This is a genomic window from Microtetraspora malaysiensis, assembly GCF_001528665.1.
GTDB lineage: Bacteria > Actinomycetota > Actinomycetes > Streptosporangiales > Streptosporangiaceae > Microtetraspora_A > Microtetraspora_A malaysiensis.
This window is the reverse complement of the sequence record NZ_BBYJ01000017.1, coordinates 284,235-309,491: the sequence shown is the minus strand read 5'-3', so window position 1 is coordinate 309,491 and position 25,257 is coordinate 284,235. Positions and strand designations below refer to the sequence as shown.

Sequence of the window (25,257 nt, the reverse complement as noted above, 5' to 3'; positions counted from 1 at the left end):
CTATAGTCCATTTCGCGAAAGGAATGCCATGACCGCGCTCATCACCCGCGACGAACTCCAGGCCGCGATCGACGCCGGCACGGTGACCGTCATCGACGCACTGGGCGGCGAGTACTACGCCAAGCAGCACCTGCCCAACGCCCTCCCCCTGACCCCCACCGAGGTGGACGCCCGGGCGGCGGCACTGTTGCCAGACCGCGACGCCGCGATCGTCACGTACTGCTCCAACCCGGCCTGCCCGAACAGCGGCCAGGTCGCCGATCGACTCACCGCGCTCGGCTACACCGACGTCCGCAAGTACCGGGAGGGCATCCAGGACTGGGTCGAGGCCGGTCTGCCCACCGAGTCGGCCTAGGGTCGTGCCCAACTCGGCCTAGGGTCGCGTCCAACCCGCGAACCGGCGGAGCAGCAGGGCCAGCCGGCGTTCGTGGTACTCGCGTGGGAGCCTTCCGCCGCGTGTCAGCGTCATGATCCCGTGCAGCCCGCTCCACAACACCTCGGCGAGCAGATCCACCTCGTCGTCTCCGGCGATGGGCCGGACGACCTGGCGCAGCTCGTCGAAGGCGGCATGCAGGGCTTCCGGCGCCTCGGGCGTGGCGAACGGCAGGTCCACCGCCTGATTGAAGATCACGTCATAGATCGCCGGCCGCCGCTCGGCGAACGCGGCATAGGCCGCGGCGACGTCGGCGAGCGCCTGCTCCGGGCCGCTCGCCGACGTGCGGGCGGTCCGCATCTCGACGGCCAGATCGGCGCACCCCTCGACCGCGACCGCCGCCATGATCGCGTCCTTACCCGCGAAGTGGCTGTAGAGCACCGGCTGGCTGTATTCGACGCGCTCGGCCAGCCGCCGGATCGTCACCGCCTCCCAGCCTTCGGCCTCAGCCAACTCTCGGGCCGCTCTGACGATCAGCCGCTCCCGCTCCGCTCGCTCCCGCTCTCGTCGGGTCTGTATCGACATACTCCGATCCTAGCATCGCTAGCGTTGCTTGCCCTCGCTATGCTAGCGTCGATCTTGCACCTAGCAACGCTAGTTTCCGGAGGAACTCATGCTCACCCCCATCGCGTACGGCCTGGCCATCCTGCTCAACCTGCTGGTCATGTTCATCGGCGCCCGGTTCCTGTTGCAGCCCGAGGCCGCGGCCACCGGGTACGGCGTGCCGGCCAAGCCGAACGCCTACCTGACCATCAAGGGCGTGCGCGACTTCAGCTACGGCGTCCTCGGCCTGGCCCTGCTCGCCTTCGCGGGGACATACGCGGCAGCCTGGTTCATGCTCGTCGTCGCGCTGAACCCGCTCGGCGACACCCTGATCGTGCTGCGCAGCGGAGGCTCCAAGGCCGTCGCCTTCGGCATCCATTTCGCCACCGCCGTCATCGTCCTGATCAGCGCCGCCCTGCTGTTCGCCGCCTGAAAAGGAGCCACGAGGCGCACGACGGAACCGGTCGACGCCCTCGACGGCGGAGACGCTCTCGCCCGCCGGCGCCACGGCACAGAAGAGGCCGTGGGCCACCTCCCGCCACTCCGATTCACGAAGAGTCAAGGGACGGATCGCTTCCCGGCGGGCAGGCGTACGCCGATTCAAACACGCACGATCCACTCGTACACGTTGAGTGACCAAACCAGCGCCCACAGCAAAAGGGCGGCAAGCCTGAACTGACTCCCTGTTCGCATGAACCAGCCCCGACGCCTCGACGTCTCAATGATTGCTATATTGCGCAACCATACAACGATGGTGCGGGAGCGGGCATGCCTACAGCAAGCACACCGCTGAGGGATCGCCCTCGCGGCACGACCAGGCGTCGACGCCGGTCGAAGCGAGCGCCGGTCATCGTACCTGTGGCGGTGACTCTCGCTGTGGTGATCGCGGCCGCGGGAGGATCGCTGTATGCGCGGCTGAACGCCGACATCAACACCTTCGCCGCCGACGGCATCAACAGCGAGCGGCCCGCGGCGAACGTCGGCGGGCAGAACATCCTCATTCTCGGCTCGGACTCACGCTCGGGCGGCAACAGCAAGTTGGGTGGAGGCACCGGGGACGTCGGCCGCTCCGACACCGCCCTGCTCGTGCACGTCTACCGTGACGGCAAGCACGCCGTGGCCGTGTCGATACCGCGTGACACGCTGGTCGACATCCCGCGCTGCCGGCTGCCCAACGGCACATGGACGGCACCGCAGAGCGGTGTGATGTTCAACGCCGCGTTCACCGTCGGCCTCACGGCGAAGGGGAACCCCGCCTGCAGTCAGAACACCGTGGAGAAAATGACCGGCCTGCGCGTCGACCACACGATCGTGGTCGACTTCGCCGGGTTCTCCAAGATCACCGCAGCGGTCGGCGGCGTCCGAGTCTGCCTGCCCAACGACGTCTACCAGGGTGACCTCAACCCCAACCGCGGATCGAAGGGCGCGCTGCTGTTCCCCAAGGGCCAGCAGACCGTCTCCGGGAAGAAGGCCCTGGACTACGTCCGCATCCGGCACGGCATCGGCGACGGATCAGACATCGGGCGCATCAAGCGCCAGCAGGCCTTCATCTCCAGCCTGGTGAAGAAGGTCAAGGCTCAAGGCCTCAACCCCACAACGCTGCTGCCGTTGGCCGAGGCCGCCGCCTCCGCCATCACGGTCGACCCCGGACTGGGCTCGGCCGACAAACTGCTGTCCTTCGCTCTCGGGCTGAAGGACATCGACCTGCACAACACCAAGTTCATCACCGTGCCGTGGCGCTATCAGGGCGCTCGCGTCGCCATCGTCCAGCCCGACGCCGACCAGTTGTGGGCCGCGCTCAGGGCCGACCGTACTCTGGACGGCGCCGACGCCAGCGGCAAGGCGAGCAGTACGGCCACTTCCTCGCCCAAGCCGACCCGCCCGGTGTCAGGTGCGGGCATCCGCCTGGCCCTCTACAACGGCACCACCGTCAACGGCCTGGGCGCCCGGGCCGCCGCCAAGCTGAAGTCGGCCGGCTTCACCGTCACATCGGTCGGCACCGCCGCCTCTCAGAACTACACATCCTCTGTCGTCACGTACGGCCCGGACGCTCAGGATCAGGCCAAGGTCGTCGCCCGGGCCGTCCCGGGCGCCAAACTCGAGTCGGGTTCCACGCCGGGCATCACGGTGATCCTGGGTTCCGATTACGCGCAGCCCACGCCGACCCCGACCGCGTTCAGTTCCAAGGCCCGCTCAGCGGACGACGACCCGTGTGCGGACCTGTCGTACGGATGACCGTGCCCGCACCGAATCCGCCGCCGTCCGGCGCCTCAGGCTCCCATGCCTCGGAGGCGCTCTCCCGGCTCGGTCACCCGCGGGGTCAGGCAACCGATCAGCTCCCGCACCATCACGACGACGTCCAGGTCGTCGATCAGGTAGACGACGCGGCGGCCCTCCCTGCGTGAGCGGACCAGGCCCGCGAGTTTGAGCTTCGCCAGGTGCTGACTCACGGCAGGCAGCGCGCTGCCGACGCGTTCTGCCAGCGAGGTGACATCACACTCCCCCTGGGCCAGCACCCAGACGATGTGCAGGCGCGGAGGCGAGGACAGCAACCCGAACGCGGCCGCGGCCTCGGCCAGCACCGCGGCCGGCGGATCGTCGATCCCAGCCGCTGTCATCGAGCTCTTCCTCCCCGAGTAATGGCGTGACCCGACCTCGTCTCCCCGCTTCGCCCGGCACGATCAGCGCCCGGCGCGCCGGCGCGAGACCCGGCCACGCCGATCGAGGCACACGCTCGAGGGTCAGGAAGCGGCCGGCTTGTCTTTCGCGTCGACCGGCTTGTCTTTCGCGTCGGCTGCCGCCTGAGCACGCAGTGCGGCGGCCTGCTGTTCGAGCTGGCGGGCCTGCTCCTCGACGGACGGCAACGCGGGCGGAGCCTGCGGCTCCTCCTGGTCGGACCGGGTCACTTCGTTCTTGAAGATGCGCAGCGACTTCCCGACAGAGCGAGCGGTGTCGGGCAGCTTCTTCGCGCCGAACAACAGCACCGCGGCGATGGCCACGATCATCCAGTGCATGGGGCTCAGTCCGCCCATCACCTTCTCCTTCTCTTCATGCCATCGCCGGGATGGCGATCAGCACCTCAGGTGCACTCGGGGTCATAGGGAGGGATCTCCCCCCACGCCAGCTCACGGTTCTCCACCGCGGTCGGCGCCGGCATCGGGCTCTCGCCCGCTTCCTCCAACAGGTATTTACGCGCCAGGGTCTTCGGGTGCAGTTCCGTGACGTCGAGGTGGGCGAACTCGGGGCCGAGTCCCGCACGGGCGTTCTCCACCAACTGCCGGAGCTGACGAAGCGCCCGCCCCGCCTCCGCCGCGACCTTGGGCAGCCGCTCCGGGCCGAAGACGAGCAGAGCCACGACCGCGAGAGCCACGACCTTCGTTATGTCCAGCCCGAACATCAGAGCTCCTGACCGAGAGCCGCCATCGACAGGATAGTTACGCAAGGATGCAAATGTCACCCTCCGTCGATCATTTGCGCAATCGAGCAAGTGAGACACAGGCTATCGCGGCACACGTATCCCCACCACGCCGGTGTCCACCCCGCCGCCGATCGCCGGCCCGATCCAGGGAGCCAGGGGGCCGGTCAACCGAAGAAGGCGCCGCGCCGGCCTGATGAGCCGAGGGGTCACCAACACCCCATCACTTGCAGAATTGCGCAAGTGACGCCAAGATTGCCCATGGCCTGAGCAGTGCGGCAATCCCGGACATAGAACGCGGACTCGCACAGCAGGCCTTTCCCCTAACAAATGGCAAGTTCCGGTCACGGTCGATGTCGTGGCCCCCGTCCCTCGGAGCGACGTGTGAACAGCGCGGATACCGAACCGCCGCCGCGCAGCCGATGGCGGCGTCGGCTCCGCTGGCTGATCGTGCTCGGTCTGGCCCTGCCGCTCGTGGCGGTGGGCGTCGTCGCGACCGCCTACGCCAAGCTCTCCCGAAACGTCCGGCACATCGAGGTGGCCCCGCAGGACCTCGGCGAGACTCGCCCGCCCAAGGCCCCCACCAAGGCGATGAACGTGCTGATCGTCGGCTCCGATCAGCGTGACGGCAAGAACGCCAAGTACGGCCGCCGCATTGAAGGCGAGCGTACGGACACGATCATGCTCGCCCACGTGTCACCCAACCGGGACAACGCCCTGATCATCAGCTTCCCCCGCGACTCGTTGGTCCGGCTTCCCGCCTGCCGCGCGGACCCGTCGAAGAACCTCACCGGCCAGGCCCCGCACACCGGCATGATCAACGAGTCGTTCAACTTCGGCGGGATAGCCTGCACCTGGAAGACCATCGAGACGCTGACCGGCATTCATATCGACCACTTCGTGAAAGTCGACTTCATCGGGTTCAAGGGCATGGTCAACGCCATCGGCGGGGTCGAGATCTGCGTGCCCCAGCCGATCGACGACAAGAAGGCCCTCCTCCACCTGCCGGCCGGCCGCCAGACGCTGAAGGGCGAGCAGGCGCTCGGTTACGTACGCGCCCGGTACAGCCTCGGCGACGGCTCGGACATCGGCCGGATCCAGCGGCAGCAGATGTTCGTCGCCTCCATGATCAAAAAGGTGATGAGCGGCGAGACGCTGACCAGTCCGACCAAGCTGTACGACTTCCTGGACGCCGCCACCAAGTCCGTCACCACCGACCCCGACCTGACTCCGGGCGTGATGAAGAACCTGGCCGACAGCGCACAGGGACTGAGCGCGGGCGAGATCCGCTTCATCACCGTCCCATGGCGGTATTCGGTCAAGCAGCCGGGGCGGGTGGAATGGGTTCAGCCGCAGGCGCGCACGCTCTTCCAGCTGGTCGCGCAGGACAAGAGCACGAAGAACTCGAAACTGCGCAGCGGCCAGATCAAGACGGCGCGTTCTCGGGTGCAGATCGAAATCCGCCACAGCGCCGGTAAGGCCTCGCTCGCCACCCAGGTGGCCGCCGCACTGGAACAGCGGGGCTACCACATATCCAAGATCCGCCCGGGGAGCGGTCCGTACCCGAAAACGACGATCCTGTACTCGCCCAACGGCGAGTCCCGCGTCCCGACCCTGGCCAGGGATCTGAAGAAGGGCAAGCCCCAGCTGGTTTCAGCCGGGACGACGTCCCGGCTGATCCTGACCATCGGTGACGACTGGCAGGGGTTGAAACCCATGCGGGTCAGCGACTCGGAGGAGCTGACCGGCTTCGACGCCACTCAGGACTCCTGCGCGGCGTGAATGGTGAAGCGCCCGCCCGTGGCCTGAACGTCCGCCTCGATCGCACCGCCTCGGCTCATGCGTCGTCACCTGCGACAGGTGCGGCCCGTCCCGAGGGACGGGCCGCACGCCCTCGTCACGGGGTCAGCCGGTGAAGGTCACGCGGGAACAGGGTGGCGCGGCGGATGTTGTCGGCCTCGGTCAGCCGGGTGGTCCACCGTTCCAGGCCGATGGCGAAGCCGCCGTGCGGCGGCATGCCGTGCCGGAAGGCGGCCAGGTATCCGGCGTACGGCTCGGGCGACTCTCCGCGCGCCGCCAGGGCCGCGAGGTAGTCCTGGTAGCGGTGCAGGCGCTGGCCGCCGGTCACCAGCTCCAGACCGCGGAAGAGCAGGTCGAAGCTGTTGGAATGCTCCGGCCTGCCGGGCTCGGGGTGGGTGTAGAAGGGCCGCTTGACCATCGGGTAGCCGGTGACGAACAGGAACTCGCTGCCGTGCTCACGCAGCGCCCACTCTGACAGCCAGCGTTCGTGGGCCGGGGCCAGGTCCGGCTCGCCCCGGGGGTCCTCGCCGGTGTGCTCGGCGAGAAGTTCCTGGGCCTCGGCGAAGTGGATCTCCGGGATCTGGCGCGGGACCTCGGGCATCGTGACGTCCAACAGGGCGCACGCCTCGCCCGCCCGGTCCGCGACGGCGGCTGTCATCCCGGCGAGAACCTCGCGCAGCACCGCCATCACCTCGCGATGGTCGGTGATGAAGCCGAGCTCGGCGTCCAGCGAGGTGTACTGGGCCAGGTGCCGCGCGGTGTCGTGCGGCTCGGCCCGGAAGACGGGGCCGATCTCGTAGACACGCTCGAAGACGCCGACCATGGCCTGCTTGAAGAACTGCGGCGACTGGGCCAGATAGGCGCGGGTGCCGAACCAGTCGATGGCGAAGACGTTGGCCCCCGACTCGGTCGCCGAGGCCACCACCTTCGGCGTGTGGATCTCGGTGAAGCCGAGCGCGTCCAGCGCCGTACGGAACCCCGCCACCGACGCCGCGGAGATGGCGTGGGGCGCCCGCAGCCGTGGATGCCGCAGGGCGACCGGCGCGTGGTCGAGGACGGTCGGCAACGTCGCCGGCACCGTGGGGCGATAGAGGTCGAACGGCGGGGCCACCGCGGGGCCCGACAGAGCGACCACCTCAGGCGAGGTCACCTCGGCTCCGCCGGGCGCCTGGGCGTTGGCGGTCACCGTCCCGGTGACCTGCAGGACGGTCTCCTCGGGGTGGTCGCCGACGGCGCTCAGGGCGTCGGGCTCGGCCACCACGACCTGGGCCAGGCCGGAGCGGTCGCGCAGGATGAGGAAGGCCACGGATTTCAGGACCCGCCTGCGGTGGAGCCATCCCTGGACGGTCACCCGCCGGCCGACGTGATGAGGAAGCTCCGCCGCCAGGACACGGCAGGAGGCGGGAACTGTTGCGGACGTGGAGATCAACACAAACCTCTGATCAGTGAGTGGTGATCCCTTGGGAGTGCGGGCGAGAAGGGAACTCGCGGTGCCACCGCACTTTCACCGCCGTGACACGGCGGCCTCGACGGCCCGATGACGGGGGCCGGCCGGCGGGGCATTGGGCGTGGGCGCCGTTCCTCCCCGCGCTCAGGAGGGTCTTCGTTCCCGGGGACAGGTCCGCCTTCGCAGCTTCCGGCGGCTCTCTCCTACCTGTCCGGTTCGGTGACTACTCGTCTCCGTCAACGCGTTGCCGGAAGATTACGTGCGCGTTCTCCCACGTGCAAGCGTGATTCGTCCGATCTTCCGCCGTAGATAATCTTCACGCGGCGGCGCGGAGCCGAGCCGGGACGGTCAGAGCCCGTCCCGGCGGAACACGCCGACGAGGACCCGAAGCGCCAGGATCGCGCTGATGACGAGCAGGTTGAACCCGATGAGCTCGTACAGGCTGATCACCCTCGGTAGCACCTGAGGACCTCCGTCCGTCCCGAGCAGGACGACGCCCATGATGCCCGCCGTGGCCCCCAGCACCGTGAGCACGACCTGGTGCAGCAACCCGGTGATGAACCGGCGGTCCCGCTCGTCGGCGAGCAGCCGCACGTTCATGCTGAAACGCCCGTGCTCCGCGGCGCTCGCGATCCGCTCGACCCGCCGGGGCAGCCGCCGCAGCATCGGCAGCAGGGTGGCGAGCTCGTGGGTCACCTCGTCCTTCAGTGACGTCGCGTTGAGCTGCTCCGCCAGGTGCCGCCCGGCGAAGGCGCGGGCCTCCTCGATGAGGTCGAACCCGGGTGCGAGGGCGACGAGGGTGCCTTCGAGTGTGGCCAGCGCCCGGAAGACGGCCGCGACCTCGGGCGGCACGGCCAGGCCGTACTCCGTGACGATCTTGAACAGGTTGGTGAACATCACCACGCTCGCCCCGCCCGGCGCGAGATGCCTGGCCATGAACTGGCCCATCGCCCGCTCCAGAGCCGCCTCGTCGATCTCCTCCGGCCTGGGGACGACCTCCAGCAGCGCGTCGGTGACGCCGAGCGGGTCCTGGCGGTTCATCGCGACCAGGAACCGCTGCAGCGCGGCCCGTACGGACGCGTCCAGGCGGCCGACGGAGCCGAAGTCGAGCAGGCCGAGCGTGCCGTCGCGGAGCAGCATGATGTTGCCGGGATGCGGGTCGGCGTGGAAGACGCCCTCGACCAGGACCTGCCGCAGCAGGCAGCCGAGCAGCGTGCGGGCCAGCTCGTGACCCTGCTCATGGCCGCGCTCGATGGCGCCGGACAGCGGCTCGCCCACGAGGCGCTCCATGACGAGGACGCGCTCCGTGCACAGCTCCGCGTACGGGGACGGGTAGGTGACGGTGCCGCCGCCGGAGGCCGCGACGGCGGCCATGTTCCCCGCCTCGACCCTGAAGTCGAGCTCCTCCCGGATGGCGGCCGCGAACCCGTCGGCCAGGACGCGCAGTCCGAGCGCGCGGCCCCAGCGCGTCCTGGCCTCCAGGGTGCGGGCCAGCCGGGCCACGATGTCGAGGTCACGGGCGACGACCGCCCGGATGGCCGGGCGCTGAACCTTGACCACCACGCTCTCGCCCGTACGCAGCCGGGCGGCGTAGGCCTGCGCGATGGACGCGGACGCCAGCGGACTGCGGTCGAACTCGGCGAAGACCTCGTCGACGGGCCCGCCGAGCTCGGCCACGAGGACCTGCTCGACCTGCTCCCACGGCGCGGGGGCGGCGCGGTCCTGCAGCGTGCCCAGCTCCTCGACGAACTCGGCGGGGAGCAGGTCGCGGCGGGTGGAGAGCACCTGGCCGAGCTTCACGAAGGTGACGCCGCCGTCGTCGAGGGCGCCGCGCAGCGCCCGGGCGAGCCGTACCCTGCCGCCCCGGTCGTCGAGCCGGTCGCCCCGCCCGCGCAGGTACGGCCCCAGGCCGTGCCGGAACGCGATGCGGGTGATCTGCGAGTAGCGGCGCGCCCTGGAGATCCGGCCGCGCAGCGAACGGGCGACCTCGATCGGCCCGGGGACGGAGCCCGACGGCACGAGCGCCTCGGCGACCACCAGGATGACCATGGGCAACAGCACGATGCACATGACCACGAGTACGAGCACCCACAGCGCGCCGAACCCCGAATCGCTCCCCGTCCCGGTGCTCTGGAACTGCGCCATGACCGGAGACAGCATCGGGCCGGTCAGGACGAACGCCAGAACCGCGGCGACGGCCGTGCGGAAGGCACCGAACGTGACACCCAGGAGCCGTCTGGCCGCCACGGCCAGCAGGACCAGCATCACAACGGTGGCGAACGAGAGGCTCAGAGCGAGGGGAGGGCTCATCGCCGCGTCAGTGTGAGGGGGCACGGCTCGCGATCCTCCCACGCTCGCGCCGTCGTCCTTGTCGTCCTTGCCGTCCTTGCCGCCCTTGTCGCCCTTGTCATCTTTGTCGTCCGCCTGAGGGACCGGAACGGCGACGCGGAGGCCCCATGATGGCGGCTCCGACATCCGCCGCGCGGGTGAGACCCTGCCCCTCCCTACGGCGATCCATTGGGCGGGGAGCGGGCCCCGATATTTCCTGGAATCCCTTCTCGCCGCCTTGCATCCAGCAGCGCCCGGAACCTTACCCATTGTGATAGTCATGACACGGCCCGCGATCGGCAAAGCGGCGGGACCTCTCTGTCATCCCTCGGCAATGGGAGAGCGTCATGATGGTCTGCGTACTCGCCGTGGCGGCGGCGGTCGGCGTCGTGGCGCTGGCCGCCTTCCTCTTCCGGAAGCTCGACCGGGGCGCCGACGACCGGGATCCCGGCGGCCCCTCCGCCGGCCACGCGGGCGCGATGCTGTCCGCCCTCTTCCTGCTGGTCTTCGCCATCGCGATCATCGTCCCGTGGACGACGGCCGACGCCGCCCGCCAGAACACCTACGCCGAGGGCGAGGCGGTGGTGCAGACATACTGGGCCTCGACGGCCCTGCCCGCTCCGGCCGCGGCCGAGATCCAGTCACGGCTGCGCGACTACGTCGGGTTCGTGGTGGACGAGGAGTGGCCGATCATGGCCCAGGGGGAGCTCAGCCCGGAGGGCGGGGCGCTGCTCAACGGGCTGCGCGCCCACGTCACGGGCCTCAAGGTCACCGGGGACGACGCCCATGACGCCAAGAACGCGGTGCTCGACGGGCTCGCCGACCTGTCGGCCACCCGCCAGCAGCGGGCGGCGGACGCCAAGGCCACGCCGCCCGCGGGGGTTCTGGCCCTGTCGATCGTGACCGGGATCGTCGTCATCCTCTTCCCCTTCATGGCGGGGGCGCGTCCGCGCGGCATGGCGCTCGTCCCGCTGGTGACGATGGCGGCCCTGCTCGGGCTCGGCACGTACCAGGCCTGGGACATCTCGCACGTCTTCAGCGGCGGTCTCGCGGTCAAGCCGGAAGCGCTGCGCGCGGCGGCCCAGGAGATCCAGCGGATCCCCCAGATCCCGGAGACTCCGCAGAAGTCGGAAAAGTCGGGGAAGCGTCCGACAACCGAGATCCCGCAGACGCCCCGGGCCGCGCTGACCCCTCAGGGCCGATGAGGGGGCGGCACGGCCGGGCGGGCATCCGCAACGCGACCGGAGCGGCGACGCACGCCCTGGCGGCATCGGCGGTGGCGGCCTCCGTGCTCGCGGGCTCCGCGTTCGTCGGATCGTCCGTCCTCGCCGACCCCGCGTCCGCGGCCGCCGCCCGCCTGCACGCGGACGTTGGCGGGGCCGACGTCGGGCTCTCCACCGATGCCGACACGGGAGTCGAGGCCTCCGCGCAGGCCAGGGCCGACGTGGGCGCGGCCGACGTCGGGCTCTCCGCCCGCGCCGGAGCACACCTGGGAGCGGCCGACCCCGGCGCGGACGGACCGGCGCTCGGGGTGGAGCTGGGGATCTGCGTCGAGCTGCACACCGTGATCGAGCTGGGGCTGGGGGTCGGGATAGGGACCTATCCCTGCGGCTGCGGCTCCCAGTGCTCCGCGCCCCAGCCCCCGACACCGGCACCGCCACCGGAACCGGAACCGGAACCGACGCCGCCTGAGCCACCGCAGGAAACGCCGCCACCGCTTCCTCCGACGCCGCCGGTCGTACCGCCCCCGCTTCCTCCGACGCCGCCGGTCGTACCGCCCCCGCCGACGGAGACACCGGCTCCGCCTCCCCCGCCTCCCGTACGGGCCACTCCGCGTCCGGAGCAGCCGAGGCCGCCCGCGCGCCCCGTGGTGAAGCACCGCCCGTCGCCCTCGCCGGTGGTGACCGTCCAGCGGAAGCGGGCCCGCCAAGCCGCCGGGCATCCCAGCCGGCGCCGGAACCCGCTCGGCACGATCCTCGTCATGGTCGTGCTCGCCACGGTGATCGCCTCCGCCGCGGGGCTGGCGTTCGCCGGAGCCCGGTAAGCGGCACCCCGACCGGCCCACACGCCTGCATGTCCACCGGAGCGGCGTCGATGGGGAGCAGGTAGGCGAAGGCCAACCGGGTGAGCGCGTTGAGCAGGCTCGCGACGCCCCGGACGGGCCCGGTGCAGGTCTTTCGTGGCTGGTCCACCGACGACCTTGCCGGGGCCAGGACGCCTTCACCCGAGCCTGCCGGGCGGTCGGCAGCGTTCCGTGTTCCGTGAACTCGTTTCCTGACTCGTGTGAAAGACGGGCGACACTACTTCCTTTGGAAGGCCCGGCCACATGCCCCTCAGCACGACCCTGTCTGACGCCGCCCTGATCGAACGGTCGTGGCGAGATCCCGAGGATTTCGCCTTGCTGTTCGACAGGCACGCAGGACACATCCACCGTTATGTGGCCCGCCGGCTCGGCGACGACACGGTCGACGACGTCGTCTCCGAGACATTCCTCGCCGCGTTCAGGCAGCGCCGCGACTACGACACCGCCCGCCCGGAGGCCCTCCCCTGGTTGTACGGCATCACGACCAACTTCATCCGCCGGCATCAGCGCGCCGAGCTACACCGCTATAAGGCGTACTCGAAAATGGGCGTGCTTCCCGACGCCGACGACGCCGCGGAACAAGCTCTTGAGCGGGCGAGCGCGCATGCCGTACGCCGCCCTCTCGCCCAGGCGCTCGCCTCACTGAAGGCCCGCGACCGCGACGTCCTCTTACTCGTGGCCTGGGCCGACCTCACCTACGAGGAGGTCGCCGACGCCCTGTCCATCCCGATCGGAACAGTCCGTTCCCGCCTCAACCGCGCGCGGGCCATCGTCCGCAACGCCCTCGGCAGCACCGACCCCACGATGGAGCAGGCCTCATGAACGAACTGACCGACCTGACCGAACTCCGCGACCTGTTCGCCGACAATCCGCACCCCACGGCGGACCGCCTCGCCCCCGCCCGTACCGCACTCCTGGCCGAAGCCCGCACGAAGCGGCGGCCCCGGGCCCGGGCGATCGGCCTGCGGCGTCTGATGCTCGCAGGCAGCCTGGTCGCGGCGATGACCGTAGGAGTGATCACCGTTCAGACGTTCAACCCCTCCGCGCCCGCGAGCGCCGCCGAGGTCCTGAGGCTGGCGGCCGAGGCCGCGACCGCCACCCCGTGGCCGGAACCCCGCGACGACCAGTACTTCCACTATGAGTGGATCGCGGAGTCGCGCGCCGAGAAGGGGGTTCGCAACGTCGGTCCGCGTCACATAAATGGCGAGGTCTGGGAGTCCGTCGACGGCTCCCGCCCAGGAGTCCTCTGGCACAAGCCGGCGAAGTCCATCCCCCGGGGCAACGAGTACAAGGAACTCCTGACCCGGTGCCCCGGCCGCGCCTACGTGACCTACGCCGACTTCCGTGGGTGGCCGGCCGACCAGGAGCAGCTCCGGCGCAAGCTGGCCGAACGCGGTAACGAGAGCGTCGCCAACAAGGACGCCGCGACCCAGACCTGGAATGGCGTCGTCAGCACCCTCGGCACCCCGGTCCCGCCCAAGTTGCAGGCGGCCATCTTCAAGATCGCCGCAACCCTGCCGGGCATCGAGACGGAAGAGCTCAAGGACGCCACCGGCAAATCGGGCATCGCAGTGACCCGGGTGGACAACCTCGGCCCCGGGGGTTCTATCTCCCGCGAATCCCTCATCTTCGACAAGACCTCCTACGTCCTGCTGGGCGGCCAGGAACTCGTGCCGGGGCACGGGCGCGAACTCTGGTCCATCACCCGTCTGCGGATCACCGACGTACTCCCGGCCTGGTCCACGTCCCTGAAGCGGACAAGCTGCTTCTGAGCCTGCGCTCACCGGACGACAGGCGGACCGCACCGGCCCGCCTGCCTGCCGTGATCCAGCAGCCGGGGACTCGCATCACGCAGGGCGGCCTAACGGATCCGACCTCGCCATCCAGGCGAATCCCGCAGATTGCTCACAATCCGCTACGCGCCCCAGCCGGGGAGTTCCTTGCGCATCCGCACGACGAAGCGGCCGTCCAGCTCGTCGCGGCCGGTCTCCGCGTAGCCGAGTGACGCGTACAGGGCGATGTTCGGCGTCATCTTGACGTTCGTGATGAGGCGCAGCGCGGGAAGCCCGAGCCGCCGCGCCTCCTCCTCGGCGAAGGCCAGCAGGCTCCGGCCGACTCCCCTGCCCTGCCGGTCGGGCCGGACGGCGACGTTGTCGACGAGCAGCACGCCGTCCTCCGGGATCAGCACGATGAGCCCCTCGATCCCGTCGGGCGCGTCCCGCACGTGCACCCGCCCTTCGGCGACGAGGGCCTCGTAGTCCGCCTCCATCGGCATCGGCGGCCTGCCGATGACCTCCGCCCACGGCTGGTAGGCGTCGAGGACCAACCGTCTTACAGCCGCCACGTCCGCGGCTTGAACCTTACGCATCCGTCGATCATGCCACCCCGCCCGGAGGCGGACAGGTTGCACCAATCACCGCGAAACGCTCAGCGCACTCCGGTACCGCGTGCTCTACTGCTCTTGGCCGACCCCGGCCGCACCGGCCGGCCGCAGGAGGGACAGCCGATGGACGAACCACAGGACGGGCACCCGCAGCCGCGGCTCGCCAAGGCGGGACGGGCGATGGCCCTGGCCACGCTGGTCTCCCGGGTGACCGGGTTCGGCCGCACACTCGCCCTGGTCACGGCGCTCGGGCTCGGATCGCGGCTGCTCGACGCGTACACCACGGCCAACACCCTGCCCAACTCCATCTACGACCTGGTGCTGGGCGGCGCCCTCGCCGGCGTTCTGGTTCCCCTCCTCGTACGGCACAGCGACGAGGCGTTCGCCCAGCGGCTGCTCTCGCTGATCGTCTACGCCCTGGGTGTCACCGTCGCGGTCACGATGGTGTTCGCCCCGCAGATCGTCGACCTGTGCGCGCCCGGCTACACCCCGGAGCAGCGGCAGCTCACGATCACCTTCACCCGCTTCTTCCTGCCGCAGGTGCTCTTCTACGGCGCGGGCGCGGCCCTTGCCGCCGTCCTCAACACCCGGGGACGCATGGCCGCCCCCATGTGGGCCCCGGTGGCCAACAACGTCATGGTCATCGCCGCCGCCGTCGCGTACCTGGCCCTCGGGGGCGGCCACCGCATCGAGGAGCTGACCCCGGCGCAGACGTTGCTGCTGTCCGTCGGCACGACCGCGGGCGTCGCCGCGCAGATGCTGCTGCTTGTCCACGCCGGACGGCGGGCGGGCTTCCGGCCCCGGCTGCGGATGGATGTCCGCGGTGTCGGGCTCCGGCACATCGTGGGCATGGCCGGGTGGACGGTCGTCGCCGTCGTCGCGAGCCAGGCGGCCCTGCTGTTCGTCGGCCGGCTCGCCACGACCGTCGGCGCCGGGGCCACCGGCGTCTACGCCAACGCGTACACGCTGTTCCAGCTGCCGTACGCGATCATCACGGTGTCGCTCATCACCGGAGTGTTGCCCAGGATGAGTCAGGCCGCCGCGCGGCGCGACCTCGAACAGGTCACCGCCGAACTCTCCCAGAGCCTGCGCCTGTCCGGCGTCGCGCTGCTGCCGGTGGCCGCGCTCCTGATCGCCCTCGGCCCGCACATCGCCACCGTGCTGTTCGGGCACGGGAGCGCGACGCCGTCGGCGGTCGCGCTGACCGGCTCCGTCCTGTCCGCGTACGGGCTCGCGCTCGTACCCTTCTGCGGTTACCAGATCCTGATCCGCGGCTTCTACGCCCTGGAGGACACCCGCACGCCGGCGCTGATCGGCGTCCTCGTGTCCGCCGTCACGGCCGCCTCCGCCTGGGCCGCCTCGGCCCTCGTCCCCGGACCCGCCATGCTCGTCGGTCTCGCCGCCGGGTACGCGCTGGCCAGCACCGTCGGCCTCCTCACCGCGGCGGTCATCCTGCGGGCGCGGCTCGGACGCGTCGACGGGCACCGGCTGCTCTCCACCCACACGCGCACGTCGATCGCCGCGGTGGGCGCCGGCTTCGCCGCGATCGCGGTCACCCGCGCCCTCGCCCCCGCCATCGGGACGGGATGGAGCGGATCTCTCGTCGCCCTGCTCACCGCCGGTGCCGCCGCCACCGTGCTCTATCCCATCGCGGCGCGGTTGCTCCGAGTCGGCGAGCTCCGCATCCTCCTCTCCGCGCTCCGCCCCGCCTGATCGGGGACTATTTCCGCGCATCGCGGTGCTGTCAGCGAAGAGAGCAGCTGTGGAACGAGCGAGGAGGCACCGTGTCGGAGGGACACCGCATCACGATCGAGCAGGGCACCCAGCACGTACGCGTCGAGCGGGACGGCGTACTCCTCGCCGAGAGCCGCCGCCCGCTCCTGCTCCGCGAGACGGGGCTGCCCGTCCGCTACTACCTGCCGCCGGAGGACGTGCGCATCGACCTCCTGACGCCGTCGGAGAACCACACCTACTGCCCGTTCAAGGGCACGGCGTCCTATTGGTCACGCCCGGACGCGGAGGACCTGGTCTGGGCGTATCCGGACCCGAAGCCGGACGTCGCCCAGATCAAGGACCACTTCTGCTTCTATGACGTCGCGGTGGTGTCCGGCTGACCCCGGTCAGGCGAAGGACCGGTTGAGCCAGGACTGCCAGACCTCGTCGAGGCGCGCCCCGTCCGCGCTTCCGGAGAAGTCGTGGTGCTCGACGACGACCGCGTCCTGGTAGCCGTGGATCAGCATGTAGAGGCCCTCGTCCGTACGGAGGCCCAGGTAGCCGGGCCGCCGGGCGAACTCGACGACCCCGTCGACCGGGGCGAGGCCTTCGACGGTGAGCCGTCCCGGAGCGCCCTCGGCGACCTCCGTGCCGGTCAGGCCGAGCACGCCCGCGAACGCCGACCAGACCCGGTCCTTGTCCGCCACCTGGGGTCCGACGGCGAAGACGTTGTACGCGGAGGTCCGGCCGGGGAAGTGCCTGAGGTAGGCGGCGAGCTTGCGGAGGTACATGCCGTCGCCCACCTTGAGGGCGTCGTACTCCGCTTCCCAGTCGTCGCCGAGGAAGCCGCTGTGCACGAACCGGAGCACGGCGCTGCCTCCGCCGCGGCCCTCGATCAGGTACTCCATGGCCATGAACGTGCCGTCGGGGTTGTCGTCGGTCCGGATGGCGTACTTCTTCCCGGGCTCCCAGGCGGTGACGGTGGCCTCGGACGGGAAGCCCATGATCTCCTGGCGCGTCCGGCCTCCTTCCCGGGGCTCGATCGTGTTCCGTCCCATGAACCAGGAGTCCACTCCCGGTCCGGTGGCGATCGCCTCCCACACCTGCTCGGGAGTGGCGTCCAGGGCGATCTCCTCGCGCACCTCGAACTCGTGCGGCATATCAGGACTCCTTCGTCTGCGTCATGGGCTCGGTCACGGCCTTCACGCTCGGATGCACGGCGACGACCACCCGGTGGTCGCGGCCGCCCTCGACCGTCTCATCGTGATATTTCGACACCAGCGCGGTGACGGCGTTCGCCAGCTCCTCCGCGAACGCCGCGCGGTCCGCCGCCGAGGCGAACCGTACCTCGCCGTCCAGCGCGAACGTCGCGATTCGCTTGCGGGCCCGGGTCGCGCCGGTGATGAGGGCGCCGACATCGCCCACCAGCCGGGAGGCCAGGGCGAGCAGCCAGCGCGCCGACAGCCGGTCGGGCGAGCGGGCGGGGTCCGGCTGCACGCTGGCGAGCGCGATCGGCGAGATCACGTACGACGCCGCCGTGGCTCGCAGCACCCGCTCGGTGACGTTGCCCTTCCTGCGCTCCTCCACGAGCTCGACCAGCCCGTGCTTCTCCAGCGTCTTGAGGTGGTAGTTCACCTTCTGCCGGGGCAGGCCCACCCGGGCGGCCAGCATCGTGGCCGACCCCGGCTCGGCCAGCTCGGCCAGCAGCCGGGCACGCACCGGATCCAGTGAGACCTCGGCCGCCGACGGATCTTCGATCACCGCGACTTCCAACATGCGCCCCACGATGTCACCGACAATTTTTCTTGTCAAGGCGATGGGAGTTGTCGGAGGCGGCAGGCACAGGGCGTCAGGGACGAGGGATGTTGCGGAGGTTGGCGCGGGCCATCTGGACCATCCGCCCGACACCGCCGTTCAGCACCATCTTCCCGGCCGACAGCGCGAAGCCCGCGAGCTGCTCCCCCGTGACGCGCGGCGGCAGGGAGAGGGCGTTCGGATCGGTGACGACGTCCACGAGGACCGGCCCGTCGTGGCGGAACGCCTCGCGCAGCGCGTCCCTGACCTGCTTCGGGTCCTCGACCCGCACGCCGTATGCCCCGGCCGCCCGCGCGATGGCGGCGTAGTCGGTGTGCGGATACGTCGTGCCGTACGGCCGCAGGCCCGCGACCATCATCTCCAGATCCACCATGCTGAGCGCGGAGTTGTCGAAGAGCACCACCTTGACCGGCAGACCGTACTGGACCAGCGACAGGAAGTCGCCCATCAGCATGGAGAACCCGCCGTCGCCGGAGAGCGAGACGACCTGGCGGTCCCGGTCGATGAACTGGGCGCCGAACGCCTGCGGCAAGGCGTTGGCCATCGAGCCGTGGCTGAAGGAGCCGATCACCCGGCGGCGGCCGTTCGGCGTGAGGTAGCGGGCCGCCCAGACGTTGCACATGCCGGTGTCCACGGTGAAGACGGCGTCGTCGTCGGCCTCCTCGTCGAGAACGGACGCCACGTACTCCGGGTGGATCGGCACGTGCCCCTCCACGTTGCGGGTGTAGGCGTCCACGACGCCGGTGAGCGCGTCCGCGTGCTTCTTCAGCATGCGGTCCAGGAACCTGCGGTCGGCCTTCTCGGCCACGCGCGGGAGCAGCGCCCGCAGCGTCTCGCGAGCGTCACCCCACACCGCCAGGTCCAGCTTGGACCGGCGGCCCAGATGCTCCGGCCGCACGTCTACCTGGACGATGCGCACGTCATCCGGCAGAAAGGCGTTGTACGGAAAATCCGTGCCGAGCAGGATCAGCAGGTCCGCCTCGTGCATGGCGTCGTACGCCGCTCCGTAGCCGAGCAGCCCCGACATGCCCACGTCGTACGGATTGTCGTACTGGATCCACTCCTTGCCGCGGAGGGCGTGGCCGACCGGCGCCTTCACCCGTTCCGCGAAGGCCATCACCTCGTCGTGGGCACCCGCCGTGCCGCTACCGCAGAAGAGCGTCACGCGCGGGGCGTCGTCGACCATCCGGGCCAGCGCGTCGATCTCCTCGTCCGCCGGGCGGATGGTGGGACGGCGGGTGACCAGCGCCAGCTCGGCCGCCCGCTGCGGCGCCTCAAGGGCCGCGATGTCACCGGGCAGGCTGACCACGGAGACACCGGAACGGCCCACCGCGTGCTGGATCGCCGTCTGCAGCACCCGGGGCATCTGCGAGGGGTGCGAGATCAGCTCCGAGTAGTGGCTGCACTCGGCGAAGAGCCGGTCGGGATGCGTCTCCTGGAAGTAGGCCGTGCCGATCTCGCTGCTCGGGATCTGCGCCGCGAGCGCCACCACCGGCGCCATGCTCCGGTGCGCGTCGTACAGACCGTTGATCAGGTGCAGGTTTCCCGGGCCGCAACTGCCCGCGCACGCCGCCAGGTTTCCGGTGAGCTGGGCCTCGGCGCCCGCCGCGAAGGCGGCCGTCTCCTCGTGCCGCACCTGCACCCAGTCCATGCCGGGAGCCCGGCGGATGGCGTCGATGACCGGGTTGAGGCTGTCTCCGACGACACCGTAGATCCGCCGTACGCCCGCCTGGCCGAGGATGTCGACGAACTGCTCGGCGATGGTCTGCCTGGCCATGGACGGTCTCCCCTCACCGGTCCGCTGTCCCTGACCGCCTACCTGCCCCGCGTCGCACCGTGCAGTCACTCCGCGACGCCTCCGGATGGGGCGGGCGCCCGCTCAGGCGCGGCGGTCAGGCGCGGCGGGACCGCCACAGCTCCACGGCCACCCACAGGGCGCCGACGGTGATCAGCGCGCCGTGCGCCATCCGGAGCGCGGGCGGGCCGAAGAACTGCGGGAGGAAGAGGGCGAACCCGACGGCCAGCGGAACGGCGCTCCACCGCGAGAGCACGCCCGAACGCCACACGGCGACGGCCGCGAGGACCACGCCGACGCCGAGCAGCAGGAGCCCGGCCCCGAACATCGTGACCGCCGCGGGGCCGAACCGGAAGTCGTCGGCGAGCGAGAGCAGGGACGCGTCCTGCTCCTTGAGGGCGCGGGCGGCGATGACGTTCAGGCCGAACACCTCGGCCCCGTAGTACGGGAGCGTCAGCCCCGCGCCGATCCACGTGACCACCACGGCGGTGAGCGACGGGCGCCGGTCGAGCACGAGGTGCAGCGCCAGCAGGCCCAGCGTGAGCAGGACGAACCCGACCGCCGCGAACAGGTGCGCCGCGACCCAGGCCGACGAGGCCATCGCCCGCGCCCCGGCCAGGGTGGTCTCGTCCGAGTACGGCCGGACCACCGGATAGAGGAGGAACAGCACCCCGGCCACAGCGAGAGAACCGGCACCCAGCCGAGCACGGGATGAGTTGAGGGTGGACATGGACGGCTCCCATCGAGAATCGCTAGCGCGTCGCTCTATTTCGAGAGCAATGCTCTCTTTAGAGAACGATGATGTCAAGCGAGTCTCCCGCTCCATTTGATCTGAGGGGTGCCGCATGGCCCCGATCCCCTCCGGGCCAGGTCGCCGGAAAACGGGATGCAGCGGGATGTTCCGCCCCGGAATGATGGCCGGGTGACCATCGCCAGCGACCTCACCGTGCGCCCCTACGCCGACGCGGACCTGCCACTTCTCCAGCGGACCTTCGCCGGCTGGATCGCCGAGGCGGGCCGCTGCGGATACGACCACATCGGCGAACTGCCGCACCGCATCTACGAGAACCTCCGCGGACGACGCCCGGTCGGCGAGCTGGTCCACGTCTGGGAGGACGCCGGGGGTGTCGCCGGGCTCGCGATCAACCTGCGCTTCGGGGCGGCCTTCGACGTGTTCACCGCGCCGTCGCTGCGCGGGACCGCGGCGGAGTCACACATGCTCCACACCGCGTACGAGACGACGGGCCGCCTCATGGACGAGGACGAGCCCTTCGTGCTGACCGACCTCTTCGACTGCGACACCGTGCGAGCCGACCTCCTCACCGGGCTCGGGTTCACCCGCTTCCGCGTCTGGGACCACGTCAACGAGCGCGATCTGGACGGCCCGATCGCCGAGCCCCGACTCCCTGCGGGATTCGTCGTGCGCGGCGCCCGCCCGGACGACGCCGCCGGACTCGCCGAGGCCCGCAACAACTCGTTCGAGGAGAGCTGGACGGGAGACCTGTACCGCTCGGCGGTCATGGCGAAGCCCGGCTACGACCCCGCCCGCGAGATCGTCGTCGAGTCGCCCGAGGGGCGGATCGCCGCGTTCACGGTCTACTGGACGGACGAGCGGAACGGGATCGGGCACTTCGAGCCGGTCGGCACCCATCGCGACTTCCAGCGCCGCGGCCTCGCCCGCGCCGCCATGCTGTCCGCGATGCGACACATGGCGGCGGACGGCATGACCACGGTCACCGTCAACCACAACGCCGAGAACACCGCCGCGGCCGGGCTGTACGCCTCGCTCGGGTTCGTCCGACGACACGAGACGTACGGCTTCCGCCGCGCCCGCCCGCACGACGCCTGACGATCGTCACCTGAAAGGCCGCGGTCAGGAGGACGAATCAGAGCCGATCGCGGCCCCCGGCAGGATCCGGCGGAGGTGGTGGTCGACGATCGCGGCCGCGTCACCCACGCCGAGGTCTCCGAGCAGCACCCCGTCGGAGAGGCCGCGCGCGAGACCGAGCAGCGCGTGCGCCTCTGCGCCGGGGTCGACGTCCGGGGCCGGACCGGAGGCCGCCAGCAGCGCGACGATCTCGCGATGGACGGCGTCGCCGCCGGTGCGATAGAGGTCGCGGATCTCCGGATCGGCGACGGCCCTGGCCAGGAACGCGTGCCCGGCGAGCAGCGGGATCGGAGCGGTCACACCCAGCTCTACGACCGCGATCAGCACGCGCCGCAGCGTGTCCGCCGGGCCGCGGGCGTCCCGGACGGCCTCGCGCATGCGGCGCTCGATCTCTCCTCGCAGGACGTGGGCGCTGGCGCGCAGCAGATCGGCCTTCCCGGCGAAGTAGTGCTGCACGAGCCCCTTGGAGATGCCGGCTTCCTGCGCGACCTGCCCGATGGTCACTCCGGCCAGGCCGTCTCGCGCGCACAGCCGCAGCGCCGCCTGGGCGATCTCCTCCCGCCGAGCCGCGTGATCGACCTGCTTGGGCACAGCCCACCCTCCCTATTTCGCAATACGACCGTATCGTGATATTGATACAATACGATCGTACTGCCAACGGTGAACGGAGGACCCGTACGTGAACGACCTCGTGCGGCCCAACATCGGAGCCGAGTTCAACCGACGGCGCCTCGGACACTTCACGGACGCGCCGGCCTACACGCGCTACCGGCGAAACTACGACCGGGCCATGGCCGACCTTCCGGCGCCCGACCAGGTCCAGGACGTGCCGACCGGCTTCGGGACCGTGCGCGTCTACCGCTTCGGCGCCGACGACGCCGACGCCGGAAGGCCGCTCCTCCTGCTGCCGGGACGCACCGCGTCCACCCCGATGTGGGCGCCGAACCTCGCCGGTCTCACCGCTTCGCGCCGCGCCGTCTACACGGCCGACCTGCTCGGCGAGCCCGGCCTCTCGGTGCAGAGCAAGCCGTTCGCGAGCTCGGCCGACCAGGGCGTGTGGTTCGCGGAACTCCTGACCGGGCTCGGCCTCGACCGGACGCACCTGCTCGGGGTGTCGATCGGCGGGTGGACCGCCTTTCAGCTCGCCAGGCACGCTCCGGAGAAGGTCGCCTCCCTGAGCCTGCTCGACCCCGCCAACCTGTTCGGCCGGATCACCTGGAAGGCGGTCGCCGTCTCCCTGGGATCGATCGGACCGCTCCCCGAGTCGTGGCGGCTGCGGCTGCTGAGCTGGATCTCCGGCGGAGCCGACCTCTCCGGCGACGAGCCGGTCGCCGACCTGATCTCCGCGGGGATGCGCGAGTTCACCTCCTTCCTGCCCCCGCCGACGTATTTCTCGGACGAGCAGGTCGCCGCGGTCGACGTGCCGACCCTCGCCGTGATCGCCGGACGCAGCATCATCCACAACCCGGACCGGGCCGCAGACCGCGCCCGCCGGCTGCTCGCCCAAGGGGTCGTCGAGCTGTGGCCCGACGCCTCCCACGCCCTCAACGGCGAGTTCCCGGAGCGGGTCGGCACCCGGGTCCTCGCCTTCATCGACCAGCTTGACGCGGACGACGCCGGCCACGCCTGACCGCCGTGGCCGGCGAAAGCCGTACTCAGCCCGGACGGGGGATCCGCAGCGGCGCGAGCCGGGGAGGCGAGGGGTCCGAGAACGCGTCGGCCATCATGGTCGCGACCGTGTACAGGTTCCAGACCACGTCCATCCGCCGCCGCGGGAGGATCGCGAGAATCCGGCCGAGCTCGTCGTCCTCGACGAGACTCGCCAGCCTCTCGCGTACCCGCGCCTCACCCGTGGCGGCGACGCCCTCGCGCAGCAGGCCGGCCAGCTCCTCGGAGGGCGTCAACCGCCAGTTCCACGGCTTCCCGCCGCCCGCTCCCCCGGCCGTGCCGGCGACGGGAGGCCGGGTCCGTGCGCGCCGGCGCAGGATCCGGTTCACGAAGCCGTGGTCGGAACGCTCCACCTCGAAACGCCACGGCCTGCCCTCGATCGGGATGCCGCGCAGCTCCGGCGCGAAGTGGTCGATCACCCGGTGGACGACATCCTCGGAACGCCGCCACAGCGGGTCCATGCTGAGCGCGGTGCGGACGACACGGTTGTCCAGGAACGGCGGGATCGGCCGGCTCGTGCGCAGCAGCGAGGCGCGCGAGGCGGCGTGCCACCGCCCCACGCGATACGTGACGTAGAAGTGGTCGAGCGCCTCGGCCGGATTCTCGTGGCACCGGGTCAGCCACGGGGCGGCCAGCGCCCGGGTGTGCTCCCTGGCCCGCTCGGTCAGCAGGTCCGCGTTCTTCGCGTAGAAGCCCTCCATCCGGCGCCTGACCGCCTTGTGGCCGGGGTCCTCCTGGTTGTGCAGGAACCCGGCGCGCAGGATCTCCCCGCCGTGCCCCGACATGCGCGGCGCCGGATCGAAGCGCGCCGGTCCCGGCACGTTCTCGTACGCCGACAGCATGCCCTCGCAGGCGTACCGGACGTTGTGCGCGCGAACCAGCGGATGCGGGACGACGACGCTCCCGCCGTCCGGGGACCGTTTCGGCCGGTGGACGCGATGCTCGACGCCCAGCGCCGCGGCGACGCGCCGCGCGAGCTCCACGTCCGGGTCGCCGTCGTTCCCGCTCGTCGTGGCGACGAAGGGGATGCCGGCGCCGTGCAGCAAGGCGGCGAGCAGCCGGCTGTCCCGGCCTCCGGTGAGCGAGAGCCGTACCGGCTCGGCCGTGCCGAGCAGCGGCTCGACCGACGAGAGCAGCGCGTCGGCCAGCTCGCCGACCTGGGCGCGGATGTCGCGCCGGGACGTCGGCATGGGACGCGCCACCGGCAGCGGGACGACGGTGACGATGCGGCGCCCCCCGGCGATCCTGATCTCGCCGCCGGGCGGCAGCGCCGTCACACCCTCGAACGGGGTCTCGTCGGAGAGGAAGTACCCCGTCCGCACCATCGACTCAAGCGCCGGCAGGTTCCAGACGACCTCGGGCCGTGCCGAGCCGGTCCGGGCGGCCTGCGCGACCAGGTGGACCAGCAGGGCGCGGGTGCCGACGACGTGAACCTCCGGAGTTTCCGCGTAGAAGATCGGGCAGGCTCCCGTGCTGCCCGTCGCCGCGGCCAGATCGTCGTCGCCGGCCCGCAGGACCGAGAAGCAGCCGCCGGTGCGGCCGGCCGTCTCACCCAGCCGTGCGGCCGCGAGCAGCGTGCCGGCGTCCGGTGGCCTGGCGAGATGTCCCGTGACGCCCGCCACCCGGCCGTCACGCCGCAGCATCACCGGCAGACCGTGGTCCTCTGGTTCGTTGGACCAGGAGAGCAGCGAGATGTCACCGCGCGCGGACTGCCATTCGCCCGCGACGACGGTCTCGGCGGGTACCGGGAAGGCCCGCGTTATGGCCTCGCGGGCCGCGGTGAGGGCCGCGGGCGGTAGTGGGACACCGGCGCGCCTGGCCGCGACGCCTAGATGAACGCGCAACGTGCCACCCCCGCCGCCCGGCGGCCCGTACCGCCGTCGAGATGAAGGGGAACCGGTGTCCGGGAACGACCGGGCCCGGCCATGACTGTGTTCCGATAGATC

The 25,257-nt window shown here is 70.8% G+C and carries 25 protein-coding genes; 12 read left to right on the top strand and 13 right to left on the bottom strand.

Going from position 1 to position 25,257, the window contains the following annotated elements; genetic code table 11:
• The first annotated feature begins 28 nt into the window (after positions 1–28).
• Positions 29–355, top strand: coding sequence for a rhodanese-like domain-containing protein (locus AWQ71_RS23045; RefSeq protein ID WP_067136499.1), 327 nt, complete (start codon positions 29–31; stop codon positions 353–355).
• Positions 356–373: 18 nt separating this feature from the next.
• Here the strand turns inward: AWQ71_RS23045 and AWQ71_RS23040 are convergent, their stop codons facing one another.
• Positions 374–958 (bottom strand): TetR/AcrR family transcriptional regulator, encoded by a 585-nt coding sequence (locus AWQ71_RS23040; RefSeq protein ID WP_067136497.1) that lies wholly within the window; start codon positions 956–958, stop codon positions 374–376.
• 88 nt (positions 959–1,046) lie between these two features.
• Here AWQ71_RS23040 and AWQ71_RS23035 point away from each other — a divergent pair, with 88 nt between their 5' ends.
• Both AWQ71_RS23035 and AWQ71_RS23030 read left to right on the top strand, forming a co-directional pair.
• Positions 1,047–1,409 (top strand): DUF4267 domain-containing protein, encoded by a 363-nt coding sequence (locus tag AWQ71_RS23035; protein WP_067136495.1) that lies wholly within the window; start codon positions 1,047–1,049, stop codon positions 1,407–1,409.
• A gap of 431 nt (positions 1,410–1,840) precedes the next feature.
• The gene (locus AWQ71_RS23030; RefSeq protein ID WP_218001915.1) at positions 1,841–3,211 is read left to right on the top strand and encodes an LCP family protein; all 1,371 of its coding nucleotides are present in this window, start codon (positions 1,841–1,843) and stop codon (positions 3,209–3,211) included.
• 35 nt (positions 3,212–3,246) lie between these two features.
• Here the strand turns inward: AWQ71_RS23030 and AWQ71_RS23025 are convergent, their stop codons facing one another.
• From AWQ71_RS23025 to AWQ71_RS23015, 3 genes are all read right to left on the bottom strand, one after another.
• Positions 3,247–3,594, bottom strand: coding sequence for an ArsR/SmtB family transcription factor (locus tag AWQ71_RS23025; protein WP_067136493.1), 348 nt, complete (start codon positions 3,592–3,594; stop codon positions 3,247–3,249).
• Positions 3,595–3,717: 123 nt separating this feature from the next.
• Entirely contained in the window at positions 3,718–4,008 is a 291-nt protein-coding gene (gene tatA / locus AWQ71_RS23020; protein ID WP_067136491.1) for a Sec-independent protein translocase subunit TatA, read from the bottom strand.
• A 47-nt stretch (positions 4,009–4,055) separates the two neighbouring features.
• Positions 4,056–4,373, bottom strand: coding sequence for a sec-independent translocase (locus AWQ71_RS23015; protein WP_067136490.1), 318 nt, complete (start codon positions 4,371–4,373; stop codon positions 4,056–4,058).
• Between the two features lie 402 nt (positions 4,374–4,775).
• Here AWQ71_RS23015 and AWQ71_RS23010 point away from each other — a divergent pair, with 402 nt between their 5' ends.
• Complete coding sequence (locus AWQ71_RS23010; RefSeq protein ID WP_245658419.1) at positions 4,776–6,173, top strand: LCP family protein; 1,398 nt, start codon at positions 4,776–4,778, stop codon at positions 6,171–6,173.
• A gap of 115 nt (positions 6,174–6,288) precedes the next feature.
• Here the strand turns inward: AWQ71_RS23010 and aspS are convergent, their stop codons facing one another.
• Positions 6,289–7,623: an aspartate--tRNA(Asn) ligase gene (gene aspS / locus AWQ71_RS23005; protein WP_281196220.1), complete on the bottom strand. Its 1,335-nt coding sequence runs from the start codon at positions 7,621–7,623 to the stop codon at positions 6,289–6,291.
• A 363-nt stretch (positions 7,624–7,986) separates the two neighbouring features.
• On the bottom strand, positions 7,987–9,972 hold the full coding sequence (locus AWQ71_RS23000) for an ABC1 kinase family protein (RefSeq protein WP_245658417.1): 1,986 nt from the start codon (positions 9,970–9,972) through the stop codon (positions 7,987–7,989).
• Positions 9,973–10,313: 341 nt separating this feature from the next.
• Between AWQ71_RS23000 and AWQ71_RS22995 the strand changes: the two genes are divergently transcribed.
• The 4 genes from AWQ71_RS22995 to AWQ71_RS22980 all read left to right on the top strand — a co-directional run bounded on the left by AWQ71_RS22995 (position 10,314) and on the right by AWQ71_RS22980 (position 13,821).
• Positions 10,314–11,171, top strand: a complete 858-nt coding sequence (locus tag AWQ71_RS22995; protein ID WP_067136486.1) for a bestrophin-like domain — start codon at positions 10,314–10,316, stop codon at positions 11,169–11,171.
• Positions 11,168–12,010 (top strand): hypothetical protein, encoded by an 843-nt coding sequence (locus AWQ71_RS22990; protein ID WP_067136484.1) that lies wholly within the window; start codon positions 11,168–11,170, stop codon positions 12,008–12,010. Before AWQ71_RS22995 ends, AWQ71_RS22990 begins: the two co-directional genes overlap by 4 nt.
• Before the next feature lie 282 nt (positions 12,011–12,292).
• On the top strand, positions 12,293–12,871 hold the full coding sequence (locus tag AWQ71_RS22985; RefSeq protein ID WP_067136482.1) for an RNA polymerase sigma factor: 579 nt from the start codon (positions 12,293–12,295) through the stop codon (positions 12,869–12,871).
• Entirely contained in the window at positions 12,868–13,821 is a 954-nt protein-coding gene (locus tag AWQ71_RS22980) for a CU044_5270 family protein (protein ID WP_067136480.1), read from the top strand. Before AWQ71_RS22985 ends, AWQ71_RS22980 begins: the two co-directional genes overlap by 4 nt.
• Positions 13,822–13,964: 143 nt before the next feature.
• Here AWQ71_RS22980 and AWQ71_RS22975 read toward each other — a convergent pair whose 3' ends face one another.
• A complete protein-coding gene (locus tag AWQ71_RS22975) occupies positions 13,965–14,417 on the bottom strand; it encodes a GNAT family N-acetyltransferase (protein ID WP_067136478.1) in 453 nt (150 codons plus the stop codon).
• 138 nt (positions 14,418–14,555) lie between these two features.
• On the opposite strand from AWQ71_RS22975, the gene murJ reads away from it, so the two are divergent.
• Both murJ and AWQ71_RS42745 read left to right on the top strand, forming a co-directional pair.
• Positions 14,556–16,145 (top strand): murein biosynthesis integral membrane protein MurJ, encoded by a 1,590-nt coding sequence (gene murJ / locus AWQ71_RS22970; protein WP_084259177.1) that lies wholly within the window; start codon positions 14,556–14,558, stop codon positions 16,143–16,145.
• A 71-nt stretch (positions 16,146–16,216) separates the two neighbouring features.
• A complete protein-coding gene (locus AWQ71_RS42745) occupies positions 16,217–16,546 on the top strand; it encodes a DUF427 domain-containing protein (protein WP_067136476.1) in 330 nt (109 codons plus the stop codon).
• Between the two features lie 6 nt (positions 16,547–16,552).
• Here the strand turns inward: AWQ71_RS42745 and AWQ71_RS22960 are convergent, their stop codons facing one another.
• The 4 genes from AWQ71_RS22960 to AWQ71_RS22945 form a co-directional block, all read right to left on the bottom strand.
• On the bottom strand, positions 16,553–17,305 hold the full coding sequence (locus AWQ71_RS22960) for an SRPBCC family protein (RefSeq protein ID WP_067136473.1): 753 nt from the start codon (positions 17,303–17,305) through the stop codon (positions 16,553–16,555).
• A gap of 1 nt (position 17,306) precedes the next feature.
• On the bottom strand, positions 17,307–17,921 hold the full coding sequence (locus AWQ71_RS22955; RefSeq protein WP_067136471.1) for an ArsR/SmtB family transcription factor: 615 nt from the start codon (positions 17,919–17,921) through the stop codon (positions 17,307–17,309).
• Between the two features lie 73 nt (positions 17,922–17,994).
• Positions 17,995–19,737 carry a pyruvate dehydrogenase gene (locus AWQ71_RS22950; RefSeq protein ID WP_067136469.1) on the bottom strand — a complete coding sequence of 581 codons (1,743 nt, stop codon included), beginning with the start codon at positions 19,735–19,737 and terminating at the stop codon, positions 17,995–17,997.
• A gap of 115 nt (positions 19,738–19,852) precedes the next feature.
• On the bottom strand, positions 19,853–20,485 hold the full coding sequence (locus AWQ71_RS22945; protein ID WP_067136467.1) for a hypothetical protein: 633 nt from the start codon (positions 20,483–20,485) through the stop codon (positions 19,853–19,855).
• 192 nt (positions 20,486–20,677) lie between these two features.
• On the opposite strand from AWQ71_RS22945, the gene AWQ71_RS22940 reads away from it, so the two are divergent.
• Positions 20,678–21,604: a GNAT family N-acetyltransferase gene (locus AWQ71_RS22940; RefSeq protein ID WP_067136465.1), complete on the top strand. Its 927-nt coding sequence runs from the start codon at positions 20,678–20,680 to the stop codon at positions 21,602–21,604.
• 24 nt (positions 21,605–21,628) lie between these two features.
• On the opposite strand, the gene AWQ71_RS22935 is transcribed toward AWQ71_RS22940, so the two are convergent.
• Complete coding sequence (locus AWQ71_RS22935; protein ID WP_067136462.1) at positions 21,629–22,234, bottom strand: TetR/AcrR family transcriptional regulator; 606 nt, start codon at positions 22,232–22,234, stop codon at positions 21,629–21,631.
• Positions 22,235–22,322: 88 nt separating this feature from the next.
• Between AWQ71_RS22935 and AWQ71_RS22930 the strand changes: the two genes are divergently transcribed.
• Entirely contained in the window at positions 22,323–23,273 is a 951-nt protein-coding gene (locus tag AWQ71_RS22930; protein WP_067136458.1) for an alpha/beta fold hydrolase, read from the top strand.
• Positions 23,274–23,298: 25 nt separating this feature from the next.
• Here AWQ71_RS22930 and AWQ71_RS22925 read toward each other — a convergent pair whose 3' ends face one another.
• The gene (locus tag AWQ71_RS22925) at positions 23,299–25,155 is read right to left on the bottom strand and encodes an asparagine synthase-related protein (RefSeq protein ID WP_067136456.1); all 1,857 of its coding nucleotides are present in this window, start codon (positions 25,153–25,155) and stop codon (positions 23,299–23,301) included.
• Between the last annotated feature and the right edge of the window lie 102 nt (positions 25,156–25,257).

Coding starts and splice junctions, on each gene's coding strand:
- AWQ71_RS23045 (WP_067136499.1), top strand. CDS start 29: ATGACCGCGCTCATCACCCGCGACGAACTCCAGGCCGCGATCGACGCC.
- AWQ71_RS23040 (WP_067136497.1), bottom strand. CDS start 958: ATGTCGATACAGACCCGACGAGAGCGGGAGCGAGCGGAGCGGGAGCGG.
- AWQ71_RS23035 (WP_067136495.1), top strand. CDS start 1,047: ATGCTCACCCCCATCGCGTACGGCCTGGCCATCCTGCTCAACCTGCTG.
- AWQ71_RS23025 (WP_067136493.1), bottom strand. CDS start 3,594: ATGACAGCGGCTGGGATCGACGATCCGCCGGCCGCGGTGCTGGCCGAG.
- tatA (WP_067136491.1), bottom strand. CDS start 4,008: ATGGGCGGACTGAGCCCCATGCACTGGATGATCGTGGCCATCGCCGCG.
- AWQ71_RS23015 (WP_067136490.1), bottom strand. CDS start 4,373: ATGTTCGGGCTGGACATAACGAAGGTCGTGGCTCTCGCGGTCGTGGCT.
- AWQ71_RS22995 (WP_067136486.1), top strand. CDS start 10,314: ATGATGGTCTGCGTACTCGCCGTGGCGGCGGCGGTCGGCGTCGTGGCG.
- AWQ71_RS22990 (WP_067136484.1), top strand. CDS start 11,168: ATGAGGGGGCGGCACGGCCGGGCGGGCATCCGCAACGCGACCGGAGCG.
- AWQ71_RS22985 (WP_067136482.1), top strand. CDS start 12,293: ATGCCCCTCAGCACGACCCTGTCTGACGCCGCCCTGATCGAACGGTCG.
- AWQ71_RS22980 (WP_067136480.1), top strand. CDS start 12,868: ATGAACGAACTGACCGACCTGACCGAACTCCGCGACCTGTTCGCCGAC.
- AWQ71_RS22975 (WP_067136478.1), bottom strand. CDS start 14,417: ATGCGTAAGGTTCAAGCCGCGGACGTGGCGGCTGTAAGACGGTTGGTC.
- murJ (WP_084259177.1), top strand. CDS start 14,556: ATGGACGAACCACAGGACGGGCACCCGCAGCCGCGGCTCGCCAAGGCG.
- AWQ71_RS22960 (WP_067136473.1), bottom strand. CDS start 17,305: ATGCCGCACGAGTTCGAGGTGCGCGAGGAGATCGCCCTGGACGCCACT.
- AWQ71_RS22955 (WP_067136471.1), bottom strand. CDS start 17,921: ATGTTGGAAGTCGCGGTGATCGAAGATCCGTCGGCGGCCGAGGTCTCA.
- AWQ71_RS22950 (WP_067136469.1), bottom strand. CDS start 19,737: ATGGCCAGGCAGACCATCGCCGAGCAGTTCGTCGACATCCTCGGCCAG.
- AWQ71_RS22945 (WP_067136467.1), bottom strand. CDS start 20,485: ATGTCCACCCTCAACTCATCCCGTGCTCGGCTGGGTGCCGGTTCTCTC.